General features: G+C 71.4%; 14 protein-coding genes. 6 read left to right on the top strand and 8 right to left on the bottom strand.

From position 1 onward, the window contains the following. Positions 1–285: 285 nt before the first annotated feature. Positions 286–1,698, top strand: coding sequence for a sugar transferase (locus NBY69_RS22415; protein WP_250303056.1), 1,413 nt, complete (start codon positions 286–288; stop codon positions 1,696–1,698). A 139-nt stretch (positions 1,699–1,837) separates the two neighbouring features. Here NBY69_RS22415 and NBY69_RS22410 read toward each other — a convergent pair whose 3' ends face one another. Further along, positions 1,838–2,776, bottom strand: coding sequence for a GDP-L-fucose synthase (locus NBY69_RS22410; protein WP_250303054.1), 939 nt, complete (start codon positions 2,774–2,776; stop codon positions 1,838–1,840). A gap of 125 nt (positions 2,777–2,901) precedes the next feature. Here NBY69_RS22410 and gmd point away from each other — a divergent pair, with 125 nt between their 5' ends. The 3 genes from gmd to NBY69_RS22395 all read left to right on the top strand — a co-directional run bounded on the left by gmd (position 2,902) and on the right by NBY69_RS22395 (position 7,512). After that, on the top strand, positions 2,902–3,915 hold the full coding sequence (gene gmd / locus NBY69_RS22405; protein ID WP_250303052.1) for a GDP-mannose 4,6-dehydratase: 1,014 nt from the start codon (positions 2,902–2,904) through the stop codon (positions 3,913–3,915). Between the two features lie 93 nt (positions 3,916–4,008). Beyond that, positions 4,009–6,741, top strand: coding sequence for a DNRLRE domain-containing protein (locus tag NBY69_RS22400; RefSeq protein WP_250303050.1), 2,733 nt, complete (start codon positions 4,009–4,011; stop codon positions 6,739–6,741). A gap of 72 nt (positions 6,742–6,813) precedes the next feature. After that, positions 6,814–7,512 (top strand): hypothetical protein, encoded by a 699-nt coding sequence (locus tag NBY69_RS22395; RefSeq protein ID WP_250303049.1) that lies wholly within the window; start codon positions 6,814–6,816, stop codon positions 7,510–7,512. On the opposite strand, the gene NBY69_RS22390 is transcribed toward NBY69_RS22395, so the two are convergent. After that, positions 7,491–8,618 (bottom strand): glycosyltransferase, encoded by a 1,128-nt coding sequence (locus tag NBY69_RS22390; RefSeq protein ID WP_250303047.1) that lies wholly within the window; start codon positions 8,616–8,618, stop codon positions 7,491–7,493. The two genes, NBY69_RS22395 and NBY69_RS22390, sit on opposite strands and share 22 nt — an antisense overlap. Then, positions 8,615–9,151 carry a WcaF family extracellular polysaccharide biosynthesis acetyltransferase gene (locus tag NBY69_RS22385; RefSeq protein WP_250303046.1) on the bottom strand — a complete coding sequence of 179 codons (537 nt, stop codon included), beginning with the start codon at positions 9,149–9,151 and terminating at the stop codon, positions 8,615–8,617. Before NBY69_RS22385 ends, NBY69_RS22390 begins: the two co-directional genes overlap by 4 nt. A gap of 124 nt (positions 9,152–9,275) precedes the next feature. Between NBY69_RS22385 and NBY69_RS22380 the strand changes: the two genes are divergently transcribed. Beyond that, positions 9,276–10,781 carry a hypothetical protein gene (locus tag NBY69_RS22380; protein WP_250303044.1) on the top strand — a complete coding sequence of 502 codons (1,506 nt, stop codon included), beginning with the start codon at positions 9,276–9,278 and terminating at the stop codon, positions 10,779–10,781. Here the strand turns inward: NBY69_RS22380 and NBY69_RS22375 are convergent. The 3 genes from NBY69_RS22375 to NBY69_RS22365 are packed head-to-tail and all read right to left on the bottom strand — an operon-like array spanning position 10,754 to position 14,906. Further along, the gene (locus NBY69_RS22375; RefSeq protein ID WP_250303042.1) at positions 10,754–11,992 is read right to left on the bottom strand and encodes a hypothetical protein; all 1,239 of its coding nucleotides are present in this window, start codon (positions 11,990–11,992) and stop codon (positions 10,754–10,756) included. The two genes, NBY69_RS22380 and NBY69_RS22375, sit on opposite strands and share 28 nt — an antisense overlap. Further along, complete coding sequence (locus tag NBY69_RS22370) at positions 11,989–13,695, bottom strand: lipopolysaccharide biosynthesis protein (protein ID WP_250303039.1); 1,707 nt, start codon at positions 13,693–13,695, stop codon at positions 11,989–11,991. The genes NBY69_RS22375 and NBY69_RS22370 overlap by 4 nt, the downstream gene beginning before the upstream one ends. Before the next feature lie 5 nt (positions 13,696–13,700). Further along, complete coding sequence (locus tag NBY69_RS22365) at positions 13,701–14,906, bottom strand: glycosyltransferase (RefSeq protein WP_250303150.1); 1,206 nt, start codon at positions 14,904–14,906, stop codon at positions 13,701–13,703. 181 nt (positions 14,907–15,087) lie between these two features. Between NBY69_RS22365 and NBY69_RS22360 the strand changes: the two genes are divergently transcribed. Further along, positions 15,088–15,573 (top strand): adenylyltransferase/cytidyltransferase family protein, encoded by a 486-nt coding sequence (locus NBY69_RS22360; protein ID WP_250303038.1) that lies wholly within the window; start codon positions 15,088–15,090, stop codon positions 15,571–15,573. On the opposite strand, the gene NBY69_RS22355 is transcribed toward NBY69_RS22360, so the two are convergent. Continuing rightward, positions 15,533–16,255, bottom strand: a complete 723-nt coding sequence (locus tag NBY69_RS22355) for a CDP-alcohol phosphatidyltransferase family protein (RefSeq protein ID WP_250303036.1) — start codon at positions 16,253–16,255, stop codon at positions 15,533–15,535. The genes NBY69_RS22360 and NBY69_RS22355 overlap by 41 nt on opposite strands. 136 nt (positions 16,256–16,391) lie before the next feature. After that, positions 16,392–18,431, bottom strand: a complete 2,040-nt coding sequence (locus NBY69_RS22350; protein ID WP_250303033.1) for an NB-ARC domain-containing protein — start codon at positions 18,429–18,431, stop codon at positions 16,392–16,394. Positions 18,432–18,499: the final 68 nt, after the last annotated feature.

The following is an 18,499-nucleotide window of genomic DNA, read 5'->3' as shown; positions in this document are numbered from 1 at the left end:
GAAGAGTGGCCAATCATAGAACTGGAGGCCACAAGATCGACACGTCTTCCACATGGTCTCCACAGATACCCGGGGGGCCAATCGGTCGCAACGTTTACGTAAACGGCATTGTGCGGCCCGGAGTTTGTCGTACTGTCCCTGTTGCGACGCCTGTTCGTCGATCGGGGAATCGACGTGGGGAACGAAGTCAGTCAACACGTGCCTGGGGGGTACATGTGGCATGTCCGAACGCCTGAATCACGTGCGTCCGACATCAGCACTTCATCAGGCGCAGTCCCGCACGGGATGCGCCTGAAAGCACGGTGGTACCTGCCGGCCGCGCTGTTCGCCGACCTGATCGGCGCCGCGCTGCCGGTGGCACTGTTCTTCCGTTCCCAGGATCAGCCGTACGCGTTCGGGCCGGCCGCCGCCGTGGCCGTCGCCTGGCTGGGGGTCCAGACCTTCCGGCACCGCTACGGCAAGCGGGTCCTGGGCGAGTCGCGGGGCGCCCTGCCCGTGCTGCACGACTGGCTGATCCTGCTCGGCGTGCTGGGCGTGCTGTCCGTCGCGTCGGGCGCTCCGGAGCTGCACCACGGGCCGCTGCTGTGTCTGGCGGCGCTCCTTCCGGCTCTGCTGTTCACTCTCGTGTGCCACAAGGCGACCTACCGCCACCTCGCGGCGGCCCGGCGCAAGGCGCAGGTCGTGACCCGGGTCCTGGTGGTCGGCGAACCGGCCGCCGCCGACGACGTGGCCGACCATCTCGCCGGGCGGACCGACCATCCGTACGTCGTGGTCGGCATCGTGGCGGTCGGCGAGGGGGCGATCAACAGCGGCTCCCGGCCGGCGGGCCGGCTGGCGTCCCGCGCACCCGCCGTCCCCCGGGACGACACCGCCCCCCTGCTGGGCGCCGCCCTGGAACTGGCGGCCGATGTCGTCCTGGTCGCGCCGGGGGCGAGCATGACCGGCGACCGATTACGCCGAATGTCCTGGGCGTTGCACGACGCGGGGGTCGAACTGGCCCTGGCTCCGGGCCTGGTGGAGATTTCCGTGAAGCGTCTGGAGCCCACCTCGGCAGCCGGAATGGCCCTGCTGCGCGTCGTGCCACCGGTCCGCCGCGGGGTTCAGCCCGTGCTGAAATCAGTCACGGACCGGGTGGGCGCCGCGCTGGGGCTCATCGCGCTCTCTCCGCTGTTCCTGGTGATCGCGCTCGCGGTCCGGCTGAGCTCGGCCGGGCCGGTCTTCTACCGGCAGGAGCGGATCGGGCAGGCCGGTTCACCGTTCGTGATGTGGAAGTTCCGCACCATGCACCTGGGAGCGGAGACCCGCAAGGCGGAGCTCACCGCCTCCAACGAGGTCGACGGCCCGCTGTTCAAGATCCGCCGGGATCCGCGGGTGACCCGGGCCGGCCGGCTGCTGCGCCGGGCGTCGCTCGACGAACTCCCGCAGCTGGTCAACGTGGCGTTGGGTGACATGTCCCTGGTCGGCCCGCGCCCGCCGCTGCCCGAGGAGGCCGCGCTCTACACCGAGACGGAGGCCAGGCGGCTGGCCGTGCGGCCCGGCATGACCGGGCTGTGGCAGATCAGCGGGCGCTCGGACCTCTCCTGGGACGAAGCCGTCCAGCTCGATCTCCAGTACGTCGACAACTGGTCGTTCACCAGCGACGTCGACGTCATGGCCCGTACGCTCCGCGCCGTCGTCGACGGTCGCGGTGCGTACTGACCGGCACCCGCGGATGAGGCCGGAGGGACCCCGCCCCCGTCGCACGAAGTCAACCCGTACGGATTCACCTCGTACGAATTCGACTCGCACGAATTCAACCCGTACGACGTCGACTCGAACGGAGTCGGCTCGAACGGAGTCAGCCGCGCTGCCACGCCGCGTACGTGGCAGCGATGCCGTCCCGCAGCGCGATGCCCGGCCGCCAGCCGAGCGAACTGAGCCGTGCGATGTCGAGCAGCTTGCGCGGGGTGCCGTCGGGCCTGGACGTGTCCCAGCCGATCCGCCCCTCGAATCCGGTCACCTCCGCCACGGTCTCGGCGAGTTGACGGATGGTCAGGTCAGATCCGCAGCCGACGTTCACCGGCTCGTCACCGTCGTACGAGCGCAGCAGCAGCGCACAGGCGGCGGCGAGGTCGTCGACGTGGAGGAACTCCCGGCGCGGGTTGCCGGAGCCCCAGAGCACCACTTCTTCCCGGCCCTCCGCGCGGGCCTCGTGGAAGCGGCGGATCATCGCGGGCAGGACGTGCGAGGTCTCCAGGTCGAAGTTGTCACCGGGGCCGTAGAGGTTCGTCGGCATGGCGGAGATGTACGAGGCCCCGTACTGCTGCCGGTAGGACCGGATCTGCACGATCCCGGCGATCTTCGCGAGGGCGTAGGCCTGGTTGGTGGGCTCCAGCGGGCCGGTCAGCAGGGCGTCCTCGGTGATCGGCTGCGGTGCCAGTTTCGGGTAGATGCAGGAGGAGCCGAGGAAGAGCAGCCGGCCCACGCCCGCGGCGTGCGCACCGGCGATCACGCTCAGCTGGATCTGCAGGTTCTCCTCGATGAACTGGACCGGGTAGGTGCTGTTCGCCATGATGCCGCCGACCTTGGCGGCGGCGAGCACGACCGCGTCGGGCCGGATGTTCCTCAGGTGGTCCGCGGTGCGCGCGGCATCGCGCAGATCCAGTTCGGTACGGCCGCGGGTGAGGACCTCGTAGCCGTCCGCGGTGAGCCGGCGGGCCACGGCGGACCCGACGAGGCCGCGGTGCCCGGCGACGAATATGCGGGCACCTTCTGGCAGGAGCAGCGAATCAGTCATGAGCCGGATCATGCCAGGACGAAGCACATCAGCGGCACAGACATTCTGACTTCTCTCTCAATTCAGCATATAAACAAGGGGGTTGGTCCGGTCATGGGCCGGTCCGCCGGGAAGGGGCATCTCCTATGAGCAAGTCCGCACTGATCACCGGGGTCACCGGTCAGGACGGTTCCTATCTGGCGGAGCTGCTGCTCTCCAAGGGGTACACCGTCCATGGCCTGGTCCGACGGTCCTCCAGTTTCAACACCGAGCGCATCGACCACATCTACCAGGACCCGCAACAGGCCAACCGGTCGTTCGTGCTCCATCACGCGGACCTGTCCGACGGTGTGGCCCTGGTGAATCTGCTGCGCGACCTCAGACCGGACGAGGTCTACAACCTCGGGGCGCAGTCCCATGTCCGGGTCTCCTTCGACGCGCCGCTGTACACCGGAGACGTGACCGGGCTGGGCGCCCTGCGGCTGCTGGAGGCCATCCGTGCCAGCGGCATCGAGACCCGCTACTACCAGGCCTCGTCCTCCGAGATGTTCGGCGCGACCCCGCCACCGCAGAACGAGCGGACGCCGTTCCACCCGCGCAGCCCGTACGGTGCGGCCAAGGTCTTCGGCTACTGGACGACCGTCAACTACCGCGAGGCGTACGGCATGTACGCCGTCAACGGCATCCTCTTCAACCACGAGTCGCCGCGCCGTGGCGAGACCTTCGTGACGCGCAAGGTGACCCGGGCCGTGGCGCGCATCAAGGCCGGGCTCCAGGACCGGCTCTACATGGGCAATCTGGACGCCGTACGCGACTGGGGGTACGCCCCGGAGTACGTGGACGCCATGTGGCGGATGCTCCAGTCCGACGAGCCGTCCGACTTCGTGGTGGCGACCGGAGTCGCCGCCACCGTACGGGAGTTCGTCGAGACGGCCTTCTCGCACGCGGGCCTCGACTGGAACACGTACGTCAGGTACGACCCGAAGTACGAGCGTCCCAGTGAGGTCGACTCGCTGATCGGCGACCCGGGCAAGGCGCGGGAACTGCTCGGCTGGAAACCCGCCGTGCTCGTGGCGGAACTCGCCGCGATCATGGTGGACGCCGATATGCGCCAGGTCGAGGACCAGCTGGCCGGCGCCACCGTGCGTATCGACCGCTGACCGGCACGCCCCGGCCGCGGGGCGTGCGAACACACCGCGAACCGGCCCGCACCGGGCCACAGACCTGGGCTTCCGTGCCTGAGGGGTAGGAACATGCGTAGATCCTGGGGGCTGTCGGCTGCCCTCGTACTCACCGCCACCGCCGGCTGGGGGGTGACCGCCGCACCACCGGCCATGGCGGTGACCCCTCCGGTGGCGTTCACCGCGGACGACCTGCCGACCTGGCAGACGAACGGAATCGTCTGGGCACTCGCCGAGGCGCACGGGACCGTCTTTGTCGGCGGTACGTTCTCACAGGTCAGGCCGCCGGACGGGGTGGACGGAACGGCACAGGACGCCGTCAACTTCGTGGCGATGAACGCCGCGACCGGCGAACCCACCTCCTGCAAGCTGTCGTTCACCATCAGCAGCGGCACGGCGACGGTCCGCGCGCTCGCCGTGTCGCCCGACGGGAAGACCCTGTACGCGGGCGGCTACTTCGGCGCTGTCAACGGCGTCCAGGCGAGCAGCCTCGCGGCGATCGACATCGCCGCCTGCGCACCGGAACCGGACTTCCGCCCGAGCTTCCCGGCGACCGTACGCACCCTGGCCGTCACGGGCGACACGGTGTACGCGGGCGGCGACTTCGGGACCGTCGCGGGCGAGACCCGCAAGCGGTTCGCGGCGGTCGACAGCACGACCGGTGCGCTGCGGCCGTTCCGGGCCGACGCGGATCTGCCGGGCCGGGCCCTCGCGGTCACGCCCGACGGACACGACGTCGTCCTGGGCGGTGACTTCTTCACCGTGAACGGGGCCGATTCGCACGCCCTCGCCGTGGTCGACGCGACGACCGGCGCCACTGTGAAGACGTATCCGGACTTCATCGAGACCAACTCGGTCGTCAAGAGCATCGGCACCGACGCGACCGGCTTCTACACCGGCAACGAGGGAACGGGCGGCGGCGTCTTCGACGGCCGCATCGCGCTGAACCTCAGCGATTTCGGCCAGCGCTGGCGTGACACCTGCCTGGGCGCCACCCAGGCCGTGCTGTCGTACCAGAACGTCCTCTACAGCGCGTCGCACGCCCACGACTGCTCCAGCGTGGGCGAGTTCCCCGACGGTCCGCGCCATCATCTGCTGGCCCAGCCGACCACGTCGGTCGGCAAGCTCGGCTGGTTCCCGAACACCAATGACGGTCTGGGCGAGGGCATCGGCCCGCGCGCACTGGCCGTTTCGGAGACCGACTCGAACAAGTACCTGTGGGTCGGGGGCGAGTTCACCACGGTCAACGCCGCTCCGGCGCAGGGACTGACCCGGTTCGCGGCGAGCCCCGACACCGGTGTTCCCGGGGTGCCGCAGGCCAGTGCCTCCAGCATCAGACCCGGTGAGGTCCAGGTGCGCTGGCGCTCCAGCACCGACACGGACGACAGCAGGCTGACGTACAAGATCTACCGCAACGGCTCCTCCACCCCGGTGCACACCATGGACGGCGACTCGCTGCCCTGGTCCCGGCCCCAGATGTCGTTCACGGACACCACGGTCAGCCCTGGCCAGACGTACTCCTACCGGGTCACCGCGACGGACGCGGCGGGCAATGCCAGTGGGCTCTCCCCCACCGCGACGGTCACGGTGCCCACGTCGGCCGAGGCCTACCCGGCCGCCGTCCTGGACGACGGGGCCACGCAGTACTGGCGCTACGACGAGTCGAGCGGCCCGTTCACGGGCGACTCGTCCCCTTCGGACAACAGCGGTGTCCAGCTCGACGCGCCGTCCCTGCGGCAGACGCCTGCCGCGGTCAACGGGCCGGGCACGGCGATCGGCTTCGACGGCACCGACCAGCTGGTGTACAGCGACCGCCCCACCACGGTGGAGGGCGCCTTCTCCATAGAGACGTGGTTCCGGACGACGACCGACCGGGGCGGCAAGCTCGTCGGTTTCGGCAACAACACCACGAAGACCAGCAGCAATTACGACAAGAACGTCTACCTGACCAACGCGGGCAAGCTCGTCTTCGGTGTGTACACGGGCGGCGCGAAGACCGTCTCCACCCCGGGCAGCTACAACAACGGCGCCTGGCACCAGGTGGTCGCCACCCAGGGCCCGTCCGGGCTCGCCCTCTACGTCGACGGGTCCCTCAAGGCCTCGTCCGGCGTGACCGGCAACCAGCAGTACGCCGGGTACTGGCGGGTCGGCGGCGACCAGCTCAGCGGCTGGCCGGACCAGCCGACGAGCAATTTCTTCGCCGGGCAGATCGACGAGACGGCCATCTACCCGTCGGCGCTCACCGCGCAGCAGGTGACGCACCACCACCAGCTGGCGAGCGCCCCGGCCGACACCGTCGCCACTCTCCCGGCGACGGACGACACCTACGCCAACGCGGGCGCCCCGAGCACGAATTACGGCACGTCCAGCTCGCTCGCCGTCCGCGGCACCTCGGCGTACCTCTCCTACCTGCGCTTCGCGCTGCCCCCGGCCCCGGCCGGTACGGTGCTGAAGAGCGCCAGGCTGTCGGTGAAGACATCGACCCAGGCCGGCGCGGGTTCCACGGACAGCCAGTCCGTCGTCCCGGTCACCGGCGCCTGGACCGAGACGGGACTCACGTACAACAACCGGCCCGCGCTGGGTGCCGGTACCCTCGGCACCCTGACCGGAGCCACCGAGGGTTCGGCTCTCTACTCGGCCGCGCTCGACACGGCCGCGCTCTCCCCCGCGCTGGGCGGTCCGTACAGTCTGGCGCTGACCAGCACGGGTACGGATCCCCTGTGGCTGTGGTCCCACGAGGCAGCCGCGAACGAGGGCACCCCGCAGCTCGTACTGACCTTCGGCGCACCGGATGCGCGCCGATGACGGCAACGCACTGACCGCGTGCGGGGTCCGGCCTGCCGGCCCCCGCACCGCCCGTACCACAGGAGCCACTTCATGCGTCCACTCCTCCGGCGTCCGGCGGCTGCCGCGGCCGTGCTGGCCGCCCTCCTCGCCGTCTCCGCGTGCGGTTCGTCCCACTCGTCGGGAAACGGGAAGAACGCGGCCGGCGCCTCGTCCGGCCCGGTCCCGGCGCGGAGCGTCCCCGATGCGCAGACCGAGCCGGACACACCGTCGCCGCCCGCGTCGCTGTCGGCGCCGCTGCCCAGGGCCTCGACGCTGCCGGATGCTCAACTGACGCCCGCCACGGGCACGTTCAGCAAGCGGGACAAGGCCTATCTGAGCGGCCGGGTACCGAAGAACATGGACCCGGCCGCCGTGCTCCAGACCGGACAGGAGACCTGCCAGCGGGTGTCCAGGACCGCCGCGCACGACCGGGACGCGGCGGTGGGCGCGGTGATCGCGGGGGACATCCCCGACGCGCAGGCCGCCATCACCCATCTCTGCCCGGATCAGCTGCCGGTGCTCGATGCGGCTGAGGCGGGGTTCCCCGACGGCACCCGGAAGAAGCCGGCCGCCGGACGCTACCGCGCCCTGACCACCGACCCGAACTGCACCTGGCGGGCGACCGGCAAGGGCGGGAAGCTGCTCGCCTCCGGCCCCTCGACCGGAGCCGAGGGGCCGGTCGAGGCCCGGATCCCGGCGGGGGCCGAGGAGTTCACGTCCTCCGGCTGTTACGCCTGGTTGCCCGCGTAGCACGTGCCGTACACCGCGAGCAGGGTGTCGAGCACCGCCTCCATCGAGAAGGCCTCCGCGGCGAGCTTCCTGGCCGCCGCGGAGGCCTTCTCGTTGACGGCCGGGTCCAGCAACTCGCGTACGGCGGGTGCCAGCCCGGCCGCTCCGTCGACCACGCGTCCGGCCGAGGCGTCCGCGATGTCGCGCGCGAGCCCGTTGGAGGCCGTGACCACGGCGGGGGTGCCGACCGACAGCGCCTCCAGGACCGACATCGGGAACGGCTCGTCCACCGAGGGCAGCACATAGACGTGGGTGCGCCTCAGCTCGGCGAGCATGTCGGCGCCCGACAGGGCCCCGGGGCAGTGGACCCGTTCCCCGACGCCGAGTTCGGCGATGAGGGCGCGTACGGAGGCGAGTTCCCCCTCGTCCGGACCGGCCAGGACGAACTCGGCGTCCGGGTGGTGGCGCAGGATCTCCGGGACCGCGGCCACGAAGTCCCGGGGTCGTTTGCGGGCCTGGAGGCGGGCCGCGTACAGAATGCGCGGTGGGCCCGTCGGCGTGGGGCGGGGCTGCTGGGCGGGCACGCCGTTGACCAGCCGGACCGTGCCGCCCAGGGCGGGCGGTCCGGCCACCGCTTCGAGGTCCTTGCGTTCGTGGCCGGTCAGATACAGCACGGCCGAGGCCCGGCGGAGTACACGGCGGACGGCGAGCGCGTCCAGTACCTTCGCCAGCCGCCGGTCGCTGGGGTCGATCATGCCGTGCGTCTGGAGTACGAGCGGCCGGCCCGCGCGCAGGGCCGCCAGGGCGACCGGCAGGGTCACCAGGTCCCGGGCGAGATGCACATGGACGAGGTCGGCTTCACGGACGATCCTGCCCGCCGCGGCGAGCAGCGCGGGCGAGGTGATTCCGCTGAAGCCGAGCGGCAGCAGTCTGCGCGCCCGGAACAGCCGGGCCGGGACGCCCTCCACCTCGCCGGGCAGCGGGCCGTCGAATCCGTCGCCGAGGGCCAGCAGCCGCGCGTCGTGTCCGCGGGCCCGCAGCCCCGCCGAGAGGTTGAGCGCCACCCGGACCGGACCGCCGAAGGCGTGGGTCGGGCTGTGCAGGGTGACCGCGTGCAGGACTCTCATACGGGCTCCTCCACCGGGCGTCGGCCCTCGGCGGTCTGCAGGGTGAGGTCCGGGAGGTCGCGGTGGACGACCGTGCCCGCTCCGGCGACCGCGTGCGCGCCGATCGTGACGCCCGCGAGCACGGTGGCCCGGGTGGCGATCCAGGCGCCGTCCTCGACCACGATCGGGGCGTTGCGGTACCGGAAGTCGGCGGCGCGGTGGTCGTGGCTGCCCGTGCACAGCAGGGCCTCCTGCGACACGCAGACGTGCGCGCCCAGTGTGACGGGCTCCAGGTTGAGCAGCCAGGCGCCCTCCCCGATCCAGGTGTGGTCACCGACCGTCAGCTTCCACGGCCACAGGACCCGAACCCGGTGCCGGATCAGCACCCCCTCGCCGATGGTGGCTCCGAACGCCCGCAGCAGGGCCACCCGCAGCCGGGCCGGGCAGAACCACGCCATGAAGACGGTGTTCATCACGGCGAACCACAGGGCCTGCACCAGTCTGCCGCGGCCCTTGTCGTATCCGGCCAGCGTGAACGCCGGGAGATTACGCACCACTTCACCCCCACCGGCGCCTCCCCAGGCGCCTGACCGCTCAGCCTACTGGTTACCCCTGGACGGCGACCCGGCGTCGGTAGACTGCCGCGGGGGAAACTTCATCAGGGGGCGGGGGCTGACGATGGCGACGGACACGAACGAGGACGTCCGGCCGGGTCCTGTCCGGGCCCTGCCGGTTCCGGTCCCGCGCTTCGCGTCCGCGGTGTCGCCGCGCACCCTGCTCTCCCGCGCCCTGTCGGTGCCGCTCGCGCTGGGGCTCTCCCTGGTCCTGCCGGGGATCGTCGCCGTTCAGCCGGGCGACGGGGTCCATGACACCGCGTACCGGCTCCAGCTCGTCCTGACCGTGTACGCGGGTGCCCGGCTGTCCGCGATGGTGCTGACCAGTCACCGCAAGCTGCTCCAGGGGTCGTTCTGGCTCTTCGTCTACATGGCGATGGGGGTGGCGCCGCTCGCCCAGGCCGTGCTCGGCAAGGTCCCCACGCCGGTGGTCGGACCCCGCTCGGACGTGTCCCAGGCGGTAGCGCTCGTCCTCATCGGCTGCGCGGCCTTCGACGTGGGGGCGCTGCTGGCCAGGCACCGGCCCGGCGGCAAGGGACGCGGCGCGACCCGGCCCGCGCTGGTGCACCGCCGCAGGCTGTACCTGCTGGTGGTGGTGGCCTTCGTGTGCAGCGCCGTGTTCATCCTCAAGCTGGGTGGCCCCGCGGTGTTCTTCAGCAGCCGCCAGGAGATCATCGCCGGTATCGAGGAAGCGGGCATCTCGCAGGCCGATTCACAGGCGGGCCAGGCGTTTCTGCGCGGGTTCGGGACCGTGCCCGCGCTGTTCGCCCTGCTGGCGTACACCCGCTGGCTGGTCACCTCGCGGCGGGCCCGCAGGTCCCCGGCGGTGATCGCCGTCTGGATCGCGCTCGCCGCGCTGAACACGGTGGTCAACAACCCCATATCCAACCCGCGTTACTGGTTCCTCACCGTCCTGCTCTCGCTGCTGTTCACCGTCTTCCCGGTCAGCGCGGCGATGTACCGCTCGGCGCTGAGCCTGGGGGTGGTGGTGGCCCTGGTGATCTTCCCGTTCGCCGACCGCTTCCGCTACGACGACCAGAACTACCGTCCGGTGGAGACGACTTCGGTGCTGGAGCCGCTCGCGCTGAAGGACTACGACCAGATCGGGATGTTCGCGAACACCATCACGTTCGAGAAGTCCGGGGGCGGCCACCTCTACGGCCGCCAGCTGGCCGGGTCCGTCCTGTTCGCCGTCCCCCGCTCGGTGTGGCCCGGCAAGCCGCACGACACGGGGGTGCTGGTGGGGCAGTGGATGGGCGCGGTCAACACCAATCTCTCCTCCCCGGTCTGGGCGGAGCTCTGGATCGACTTCGGGCCGGTGGGGATGTCCCTCGGTCTCCTCGCGATGGGGTACGCCGCCGCGCGGGTGGACCGCAGATACGCCCGCAGAGCGGTCCGGCGCACACCGCCCGGCAGTCTGATCTCGCTCGTGGTGCCGCTCGTCGCGGGCTATTCGTTCATCCTGCTGCGCGGCCCGCTGCTCCAGGCCTCGGGCCGGGTGGCCATCGCGATGCTCTGTATCGCGATGGTCCTCACCCACCGTCAGGACAGGGGCGCGGTGCTGCGCTGACCGTCCGTGGCCGGTTCGGCCGCCGGGCCGGGCACGGCGACCCGCGCCCAGGCGGCGACCGCCTTCAGCGCGGAGCCCGCGGCCAGGCCCCAGGCCGCGCCGATGGCGCCGCCGACCGCGTACCCGCCGAGCATCAGCACCACCGAGACCAGGGAGAACACCACCTGGAGCGAGAGGGTGGCACGTGGACTGAGGACCCGCAGGGTGACCAGGGCGCAGGTGCCCAGGGCCATCACGGCGTACTGGCTGCCGGTGGCGGGGAGCAGTCCGACGGCCGACTGCCAGGTGGCGCCGAGGAGTTGGTGGCCCATCCGGTCGGGCAGGGCGTACAGCACGGCGGCCCAGCCGAACGCCGTCGCGGCCAGGACGCAGCCGAGGAAGGCGGCGGCGCGCGCGGTCGCCCGCCGGCCGCCGAGGCGGCCGAGGACGGGCGGGCCGAAGGCGTTGACCGAGTTGAACAGCACGTTGAGCGGGCCGAAGAGGGTCGTGGCGCCACGCAGCGCACCGACCGCCAGCGGGCTCGCGAAGAGCCCGAGTCCCAGGACGGCCAGCTGGCTGGAGGCATTGCCGACGGCGAATTCGACGACGAACCGCATGCCGAGGTGGCCGCGCCGCAGATAGCGGCGCACCTGTGTGGCGGCGCCGGTGACCAGCGGTCTGAGCAGCAGCAGGCCGGTCAGCAGGGCCGGTCCGGCGGAGAGGCCCCAGACCGCCACCAGCCGGGCGGGGCTCACGTGCGGGGGCTGTACGAGCAGGGCGGGCACCACGCAGAGCAACCGCAGCGCATCGGCGGCGAGCGCGCGGTGCGGCTGCTGCAGCGCGGAGAAGGAGTACCGCAGGCCGTCCTGGAGGAGCACGAAGGGCAGCACGAGGCCCAGCGCCAGGAAGGTGTGCCCGAGGCGCCCGCCGACGACGGCTCCGCCCGCCGCCAGCAGCGCGCCCGCGACGAGCGAGGCGAGGGCGGTGAAGGCCGCGGCGGAGCGGCAGGCCGAGGCGAGCGCGGCGCTGTCGCCCCGTTCCAGGACGACGGCCTGCCCCACGTAGGACATGTTGAGGCCGAGCAGCACGGTGAACGTCAGGTAGACCATCGAGAACGCGGCGAAGCCGCCGGTCGTGGAGACCCGGGCCGCCATCACCAGCACCAGGATGTTGGTCAGGCTGGAAGCTGCCTGGTCCAGTACCGATGCGGCGACGACGGCCGAGCGTCTCACCGGTCTCTCGCCGGGATGGTGCGCAGGGCCATCGTGTCGCTGCCGTCCCCCGGCGGGTACTGCCGAAGCGGCGGGTACGGGACGGAGTTCGCCGGGTCCATGCGCTGCGGCGTGGATCTGTTCGACGAGCGGCCCCCACCGCCGCGATGGCCGGACTTGGCGGCGCCGCGTCCCGGGTGGCGCAGCGCGGAGTGCGTGACCGCGCCGAGCACCGTCCCGCCGGCGCCCGCGATCAGCTCTCTGATCCGGACGAGTTCCGCGCGGTGCACGGCGCGCGGGTCGCAGACGATGAGCACGCCGTCGACCCGGTCGACCAGGGCCAGCGCGTCGGCGTAGGCGAGGACGGGCGGGGCGAGGACGACGACCGTCGCGTTCGGCAGGTCGGCCTCCTCGATCAGCCGGGTCACCCGGGCCGAGGTCAGTGCGCGTGCCACGTTGCGCACCCGCTCACCGGGTACCAGGTCGAAGGCGCCCGACTCCCCGGCGTCGACCTGGAGTTGGCGCGGTCCTGGCCAGCCGGACTCGCCCGGCTGCGGTGGCAGGCTCCAGCCGGGGCGGCTCTCCGCGTTCGCCCGCAGTCTGCCCGTGAGGGAGGGCGTCCGCAGATCGGCCTCGATGAGCAGGACGTCCTTGCCGGTCTCCGCGAAGGAGGCCGCCAGGTTGGAGGCGACGGCCGCAGCCGCTTCGCTGTTGCTGCCGCGGGGCGCCACCACGAGCAGTCGGCGGCGGTCGGCGAACCGCTGGTCGTAGGCGAGCCGGAAGGCGACCGAGCGGTACTCCTCGGCGAGGCGCGAGTCCGCCTGGTCGACGGCGAGCAGCGGGCCTCCGGCGGTGACCCGTGGAAGGGTGCCGAGGACCGGGGCGCGTACCGCGCGGGCGACGTCGCCGGACGAGCGCGGTGCGGGGTCGAAGACCAGCCGGACCCAGGCCGCGAGCAGTCCGAGCGCCACACCGACGGCGCCGCCGACGCCGAGCGAGACGGACAGCCCCAGGCCGTTGGACGAGGTCGGCGGGACCGCCTTGACGATGACGGTGCCCGCGGTCATGTCGAGCGCGTTCAGGCTGGCGATCTGGCTGGTCAGCGTGGACACCTTGTTGGCCAGGTCGTCCCTGCGGGCGATCGAGGACTCCGAGGCCGAACTGCCCTGGTTCGCCAGGGTCCTGGCGAGGTCCTGCTGCTCCTTCGCCATCGGGTCCAGCTGGTCGCGGGTCTTCTTGATCATGCTGTCCCGGAGATCGCCCCACTGCTTCTTCCGCAGATCGAGGTAGGCCTTCGTGACGGCGTTGGCACGGCGGGCGGCCTCTTCGGGCGTGGTCGCCGTGTAGCTGAAGTGCAGCACCATGGTCTGGGGCGGGTTGGTGACCTGAAGACCGTGCTGGAGGGAAGCCAGTTGGCTGTCGGGCAGCCCCAGCGCCCGCGCGGCCACCTCGGCGACGCTGCTGCTGCTCGCGGTCTGCCGCTCGGTGCCCATGTTGATGGTCTTGTCCACCGAGACCGCGGGGTTGAACGGGTCGTTGGTGGGCGCGCGCAGCCGGATGTCGCTGGCGGCGGCGTAACTGTCCGCCGAGGTCACACCGAGCCACGCGCCGCCGAGCAGGCCGATGCCGATGCCCGCGCCGATGAGGCGGCGGTAGCGCAGCAGTTGCCTGAACTGGTCTCTGAGCAGATCCGGTTCGTCGTCCCGCGCCGCGGAAGCATGCATGTCCGTCACCTGACTGGACCCCCCAAGGCCTCGTCGATCAGTGCGTCGATCCGCGCCAGTCCCTCGTCCCTCGACAGGTGGGACGCGACGTGGCGCGGCCCCTCGGCCCCCAGCGCATCGGCGGTCACCGGATCTCCGGCGAGTCTACGCACCGCTGTCAGCAGGGCGTCCGGATCTTCGGGAGAAACCAGCACCCCGGCGCCGGAGCGCAGTACTTCCTGCGCGGTGCCGCCCGCGGCGGCCACCGACGCCACCACGGGCCGGCCGGACGCGAAGTACGAGGTCAGCTTGGACGGGACGCTCATGTCGAGCACCGACGCCCGCTGCGTGACGGCCAGTATGTCGGCCGCCGCCAGAATGTCCGGGAACTCACCTTCCCCGGCGGGTGGCAGGAAGACCAGATTGGGTACGTCGGCCGCGAGCCTGCCCAGCGTCTCGCGCTGGTTTCCTTCCCCCATCAGCACGACCCGCAGCGCCGGATCACGTCTGGCCGCCTCGACGAGGACCTCAAGTCCCTGTTTGAGACCCATGTTCCCGGAGTGCAGGACGACGGTGTCGGTGGCCCGCCAGCCGAGCCTGACCCGGCTCTCCTCACGGGGGCGCGAAGGGCCGGGGACGTGGTTCCAGTTGGGTACCAGCCTGATCCGGCCGGGGTCGACGCCCATCGCCCGTACCTTGTCGACGAAGGTCTCGTGGATGACACCCACGAGGGCCGCCCGCCGCAGGGCGTACGACTCGGCCCGCTCGGCGAGGGCGGCGGCGCGGTCACCGCCGCGTATCCCGCTCTGCGCGGCGGCGGCCCCCATCAGGTCCTGCACGACCGGGACGTACGGCACCTTCCAGCGGGCCGCCATCCGCGCCCCGAGCACCCCTCCGGCGAGGCTGGGCATCTGCGCGAGTACGGCGTCCGGTCTGCCGATGCCGGGTGGCGCCGCGAGACCGTGCAGCAGGATCGTGCCCTCGAACAGCGCGCGCCGCACAGCGGTCTGCCGCGGCGGCACGCTGTGCCGCCTGCGGTGCACCCGGACGCCGCCGCGCTCCTCGGTGCGGCGCCAGGCACCGGCGTACGCCGGGTCCGTCGACCACGCGGGGTAGTGCGGCATCCCGGTCAGTACATGGGTCTCGTGACCGAGTCCCGCCCAGTGTTCGGCAATCTGCGTCGCGTACGGGCCGATACCGGCATGCTCGGGCGCGTAGTTCGTGGAAACCAGCAGCAGGCGGCGCTGCCGTCCGGCCGACTCGTCGATACGTCGCGTCTTTACCACGCGGCGGTCCCTTCCCCCAGAGGTGAACCCATTGTCACCCCCATCGTTCACTCAACCTGAACGGAATGTGCACGCTATCGTCGATACCTTCCACACCGGGGGGTGTGGCTCGCAGGGGGGTTCAGTCATGACAACAGGCAAACCGTACCGGGTCGGATACGCGCCCGGCGCCTACGATCTCTTCCACATCGGACACCTCAACATCCTTCGTCACGCGCGTAGTCGGTGCGACTACCTGGTCGCCGGAGTCGTGTCCGACGAGATGGCGGAGCGGGCCAAGGGGCGCCGTCCGATGATCCCCCTCGTGGAGCGGCTGGAGATAGTACGCAGCGTCAAGTACGTGGACGCCGCCTTCGTGGAGACCGTTCCCGACAAGGTCGAGACCTGGAAGCAGGTCCGCTTCGACGTGCTGTTCAAAGGGGACGACTGGCGGGGCACATCGAAGGGCGAGAAGCTGGAGCAGGACTTCGCCGCCGTCGGCGTCGAGATCGTCTACTTCCCGTACACGGTGCACACGTCGAGCACCCAACTGCGCCGCGCGCTCGACGTACTGGCGCAGCCCGAGGCGCCGTTCAGCGGGGAACTGCGTTCAGTTCCCGGAACCACTTCATGAGGAAGGCGGCCAGGAAGAGCACGCTGAAGCAGGCGAGCACCGTATAGGCCCAGCGGAATCCGGTCCCCGCCCCGAGCAGCAGGAACACCAGGCAGAAGATGCCGTGGTCGACGGGCAGCAGCGCCACCGCCCGCAGGGTGGACGGCGCGGCGGCGGGGCTGCCGGGTACGGGGCGCGGTTTGAGCTTCTCGGTGAGCAGGCCGCCGAAGAAGGTCACCACCGCGGCCCACTGGAATCCGAGCGGGACCAGCAGCCAGCTCTCGTCCGTCGCGCCGAAGTGTTCCGGGTGGCGGTAGAAGGCGATCAGGACGGCGGCGTGCAGGGCGGTGATCTTCGCGCAGTCCACCACATGGTCCAGCCACTCCCCCGCCGGGCTGCCACCGCCGCGCAGCCGGGCGAGCTGCCCGTCCGCCGAGTCGAAGGCGAACCCCAGGAACAGGCCCAGCCACACGGCGAACCCCAGCCCCCAGGACGGCTCCCCGACCATGACCGCGGCTATCGCGGCGAAGCTGAACGCGGCGCTCACCAGGGTGACCTGATTGGGAGTCAGCCCCAGGCCGTGCGACACCGCAGCCAGACAGCGGCCCACCGGACGGTTCACGAAGCGGGAGTAGAGCGACACTCCCTTGGCCGACTTCTGCGCCGATCGCAGTTCGAGCAGCGCGGTGCCCACGGTTCCCATGGCCCCCCCAGGTCATCTGTGCACAAAGTGTGAACATCATGGCAGGTGTACGGCCGCCCGCAAGACCGCGCCCGCCGATGATCCGGGGATGCCTCCGGCCGATGGGCGTGTCCGGCCTCTCTCTGCCGGACACGCCTCAGGGGAGGGCGAGTTGACCGTCGAGTGCCCGCGCGAGTCCGGACGCGGTACGCACCGAGGCGCCCCGCTGGAAGGCCTCGGCGTAGGCGTCGTCCCCGATGACGGCGCGGGCGCTGCGTTCGCACTCCTCGCGCACCGGGCCGAGCTCCGGGGTGCCGCGCTGCGGGTGGCCGACCGTCCGCCAGTACGCCTGACTCGTCCCGAAGACCAGGGCGGCCCGTTCGCCCTTGCCCTGTGCGGCGAGGGCGGCTGCGAGCAGGTCCAGCCCGAGGGCGATCCCGAACGCGTCACCGATCCGGCGTTTGCCCGTGAGCATCGCCCGCGCGTGGTCGGCCGCGTCGTCGGGCCGGTCCTGGAAGAGCGAGATCAGCGAGAGCTGGTAGTCCGTGTAGGAGCGGGTCCACCAGTCCCCGGTCCGCAGGCACGCCGTGCGCAGGGCCTCCGCCTCCTGCCGGGCCTCGGTCAGCAGACCCAGGCCGGTGAGGGCGAACACCTCGACCAGTCGGCACTTGCGCCGGGACGCGGACGTCTCGTCGGTGTCCCGGCCGGGGCCGGGAAGCCGTACGGCCACGGTGTGCGCGGCCAGCGGGCGCCCTGACATCAGATGGCTGAGGCCGAGGAGATAGCCCGCCGCGAACGACATCTCCCTGTCGTTCTGCTGCTGTGCGGCCTCGTCGCACTGCACGCCGAGTTCGTGGGCGAGGTCGTGCTCACCCTGGAGCAGGGTGGCGACGCCCAGCGCCCACAACGCCCTGCCGCGGTACGGACCGGGCCGTGGATGCAGCGCGAGGGCCCGCTCCAGGTAGCTGCGCACCTCGTGCAGATGGCCGCAGCAACTCCAGAAGAAGCCGACGAGTCCGATCAGTTCGAGGGCCCGCTCGGTGTCGGTGACCAGCAGCCGGTCCATCGCGGTGCACAGATCGGTGTGGACATCGGCGATCCGCTGGTACCAGGAGCTCTGTTCGGAACTCAGCCAGCCGGCGTCGGCCTCACGCGCGACGGCGAGGCAGTGCGCCGCGTGGAGGTCGGAGAGCGCCGCGCTCTCGCCCAGTTCCTCCAGCCACAACCGGCCGTACTCCCTGATGGTGTCCAGCATCCGGTACCGGGCGCCGTCCCAGGTCAGTACGGACTTCTCGACGAGCCCCTCCAGGGCCCGGTCCACGGTCTTCCCGGACAGGGGGCCGCCGGTGCAGACGGCGCGCGCGGAGTGTTCGTCGAACCAGCCGCGGAAGACGGACAGCCGCGCCCACATCAACCGCTCCAGCGGCTCGCACAGTTCGTGGCTCCACCCGATGGCGGTCCTGAGCGTCCGATGGCGCGGTGCCTGCTCCTGTCCGCCCTCGACGAGCGAGTCGAAACGGGAGTTCAGCCGCTCGGCCACCTGCTCTGCCGAGCGGGCCCGGAGCTGGGCCGCAGCCAGTTCCACGGCGAGCGGGATGCCCTCCAGCCGACGGCAGATGTCGGCGGCGGCCTTCGCCGTGCCCGGATCGGCGAGGGAGAGGCCGGGTGCGGCGGTGGCGGCGCGGTCGGTGAACAGGGCGAGCGCCCCCTGGTCGCCCTCGACGGGAAGGGGTTCGACGGCCACCGTGTGTTCGCCGCCGACACCCAGCGCCTGACGGCTGGTGACCAGCACAGTGAGCCCGGGGGCCGAGGTGAGGACGTCCCCCACCAGGCTTCGGCAGGCGTCGACGAGATGTTCGCAGGAGTCCAGCACCAACAGCCCCTGCTTGTCCGTGAGCCACTCGCAGAGTGCGTCCACCTGGCTGCGCGCCGTGTGGTCGGAGAGCCCCACCGCGTCGGAGACGGTGGCCAGCAGCGGCCGTTCGCCGGAGAGCGGGGAGAGATCCGCCCACCACACCCCGTCGGGGCAGTCGGGTGCCGCGCGGCTCGCCGCGCGCAGCGCGATGCGGGTCTTGCCCACCCCGCCGATCCCGGTGAGTGTGATCAGCCGGTACCTCGCGAAAGCGCTCCGCAGATGGTCCAGCTCGTTCTTTCGCCCCACGAGACTCGTGGTCTCGGTGGGAAGGTATGCCGCCACGCGACCAGTTTCGCGCACCTGCCCGGCGGTGGGGTACCGCCCCCGGGTTCCCGGCGGGAGGAACCCCG

The organism is Streptomyces sp. A 4/2, from assembly GCF_940670765.1.
Lineage (GTDB): Bacteria > Actinomycetota > Actinomycetes > Streptomycetales > Streptomycetaceae > Streptomyces.
This window is presented reverse-complemented; position numbering and strand designations above follow the sequence as displayed.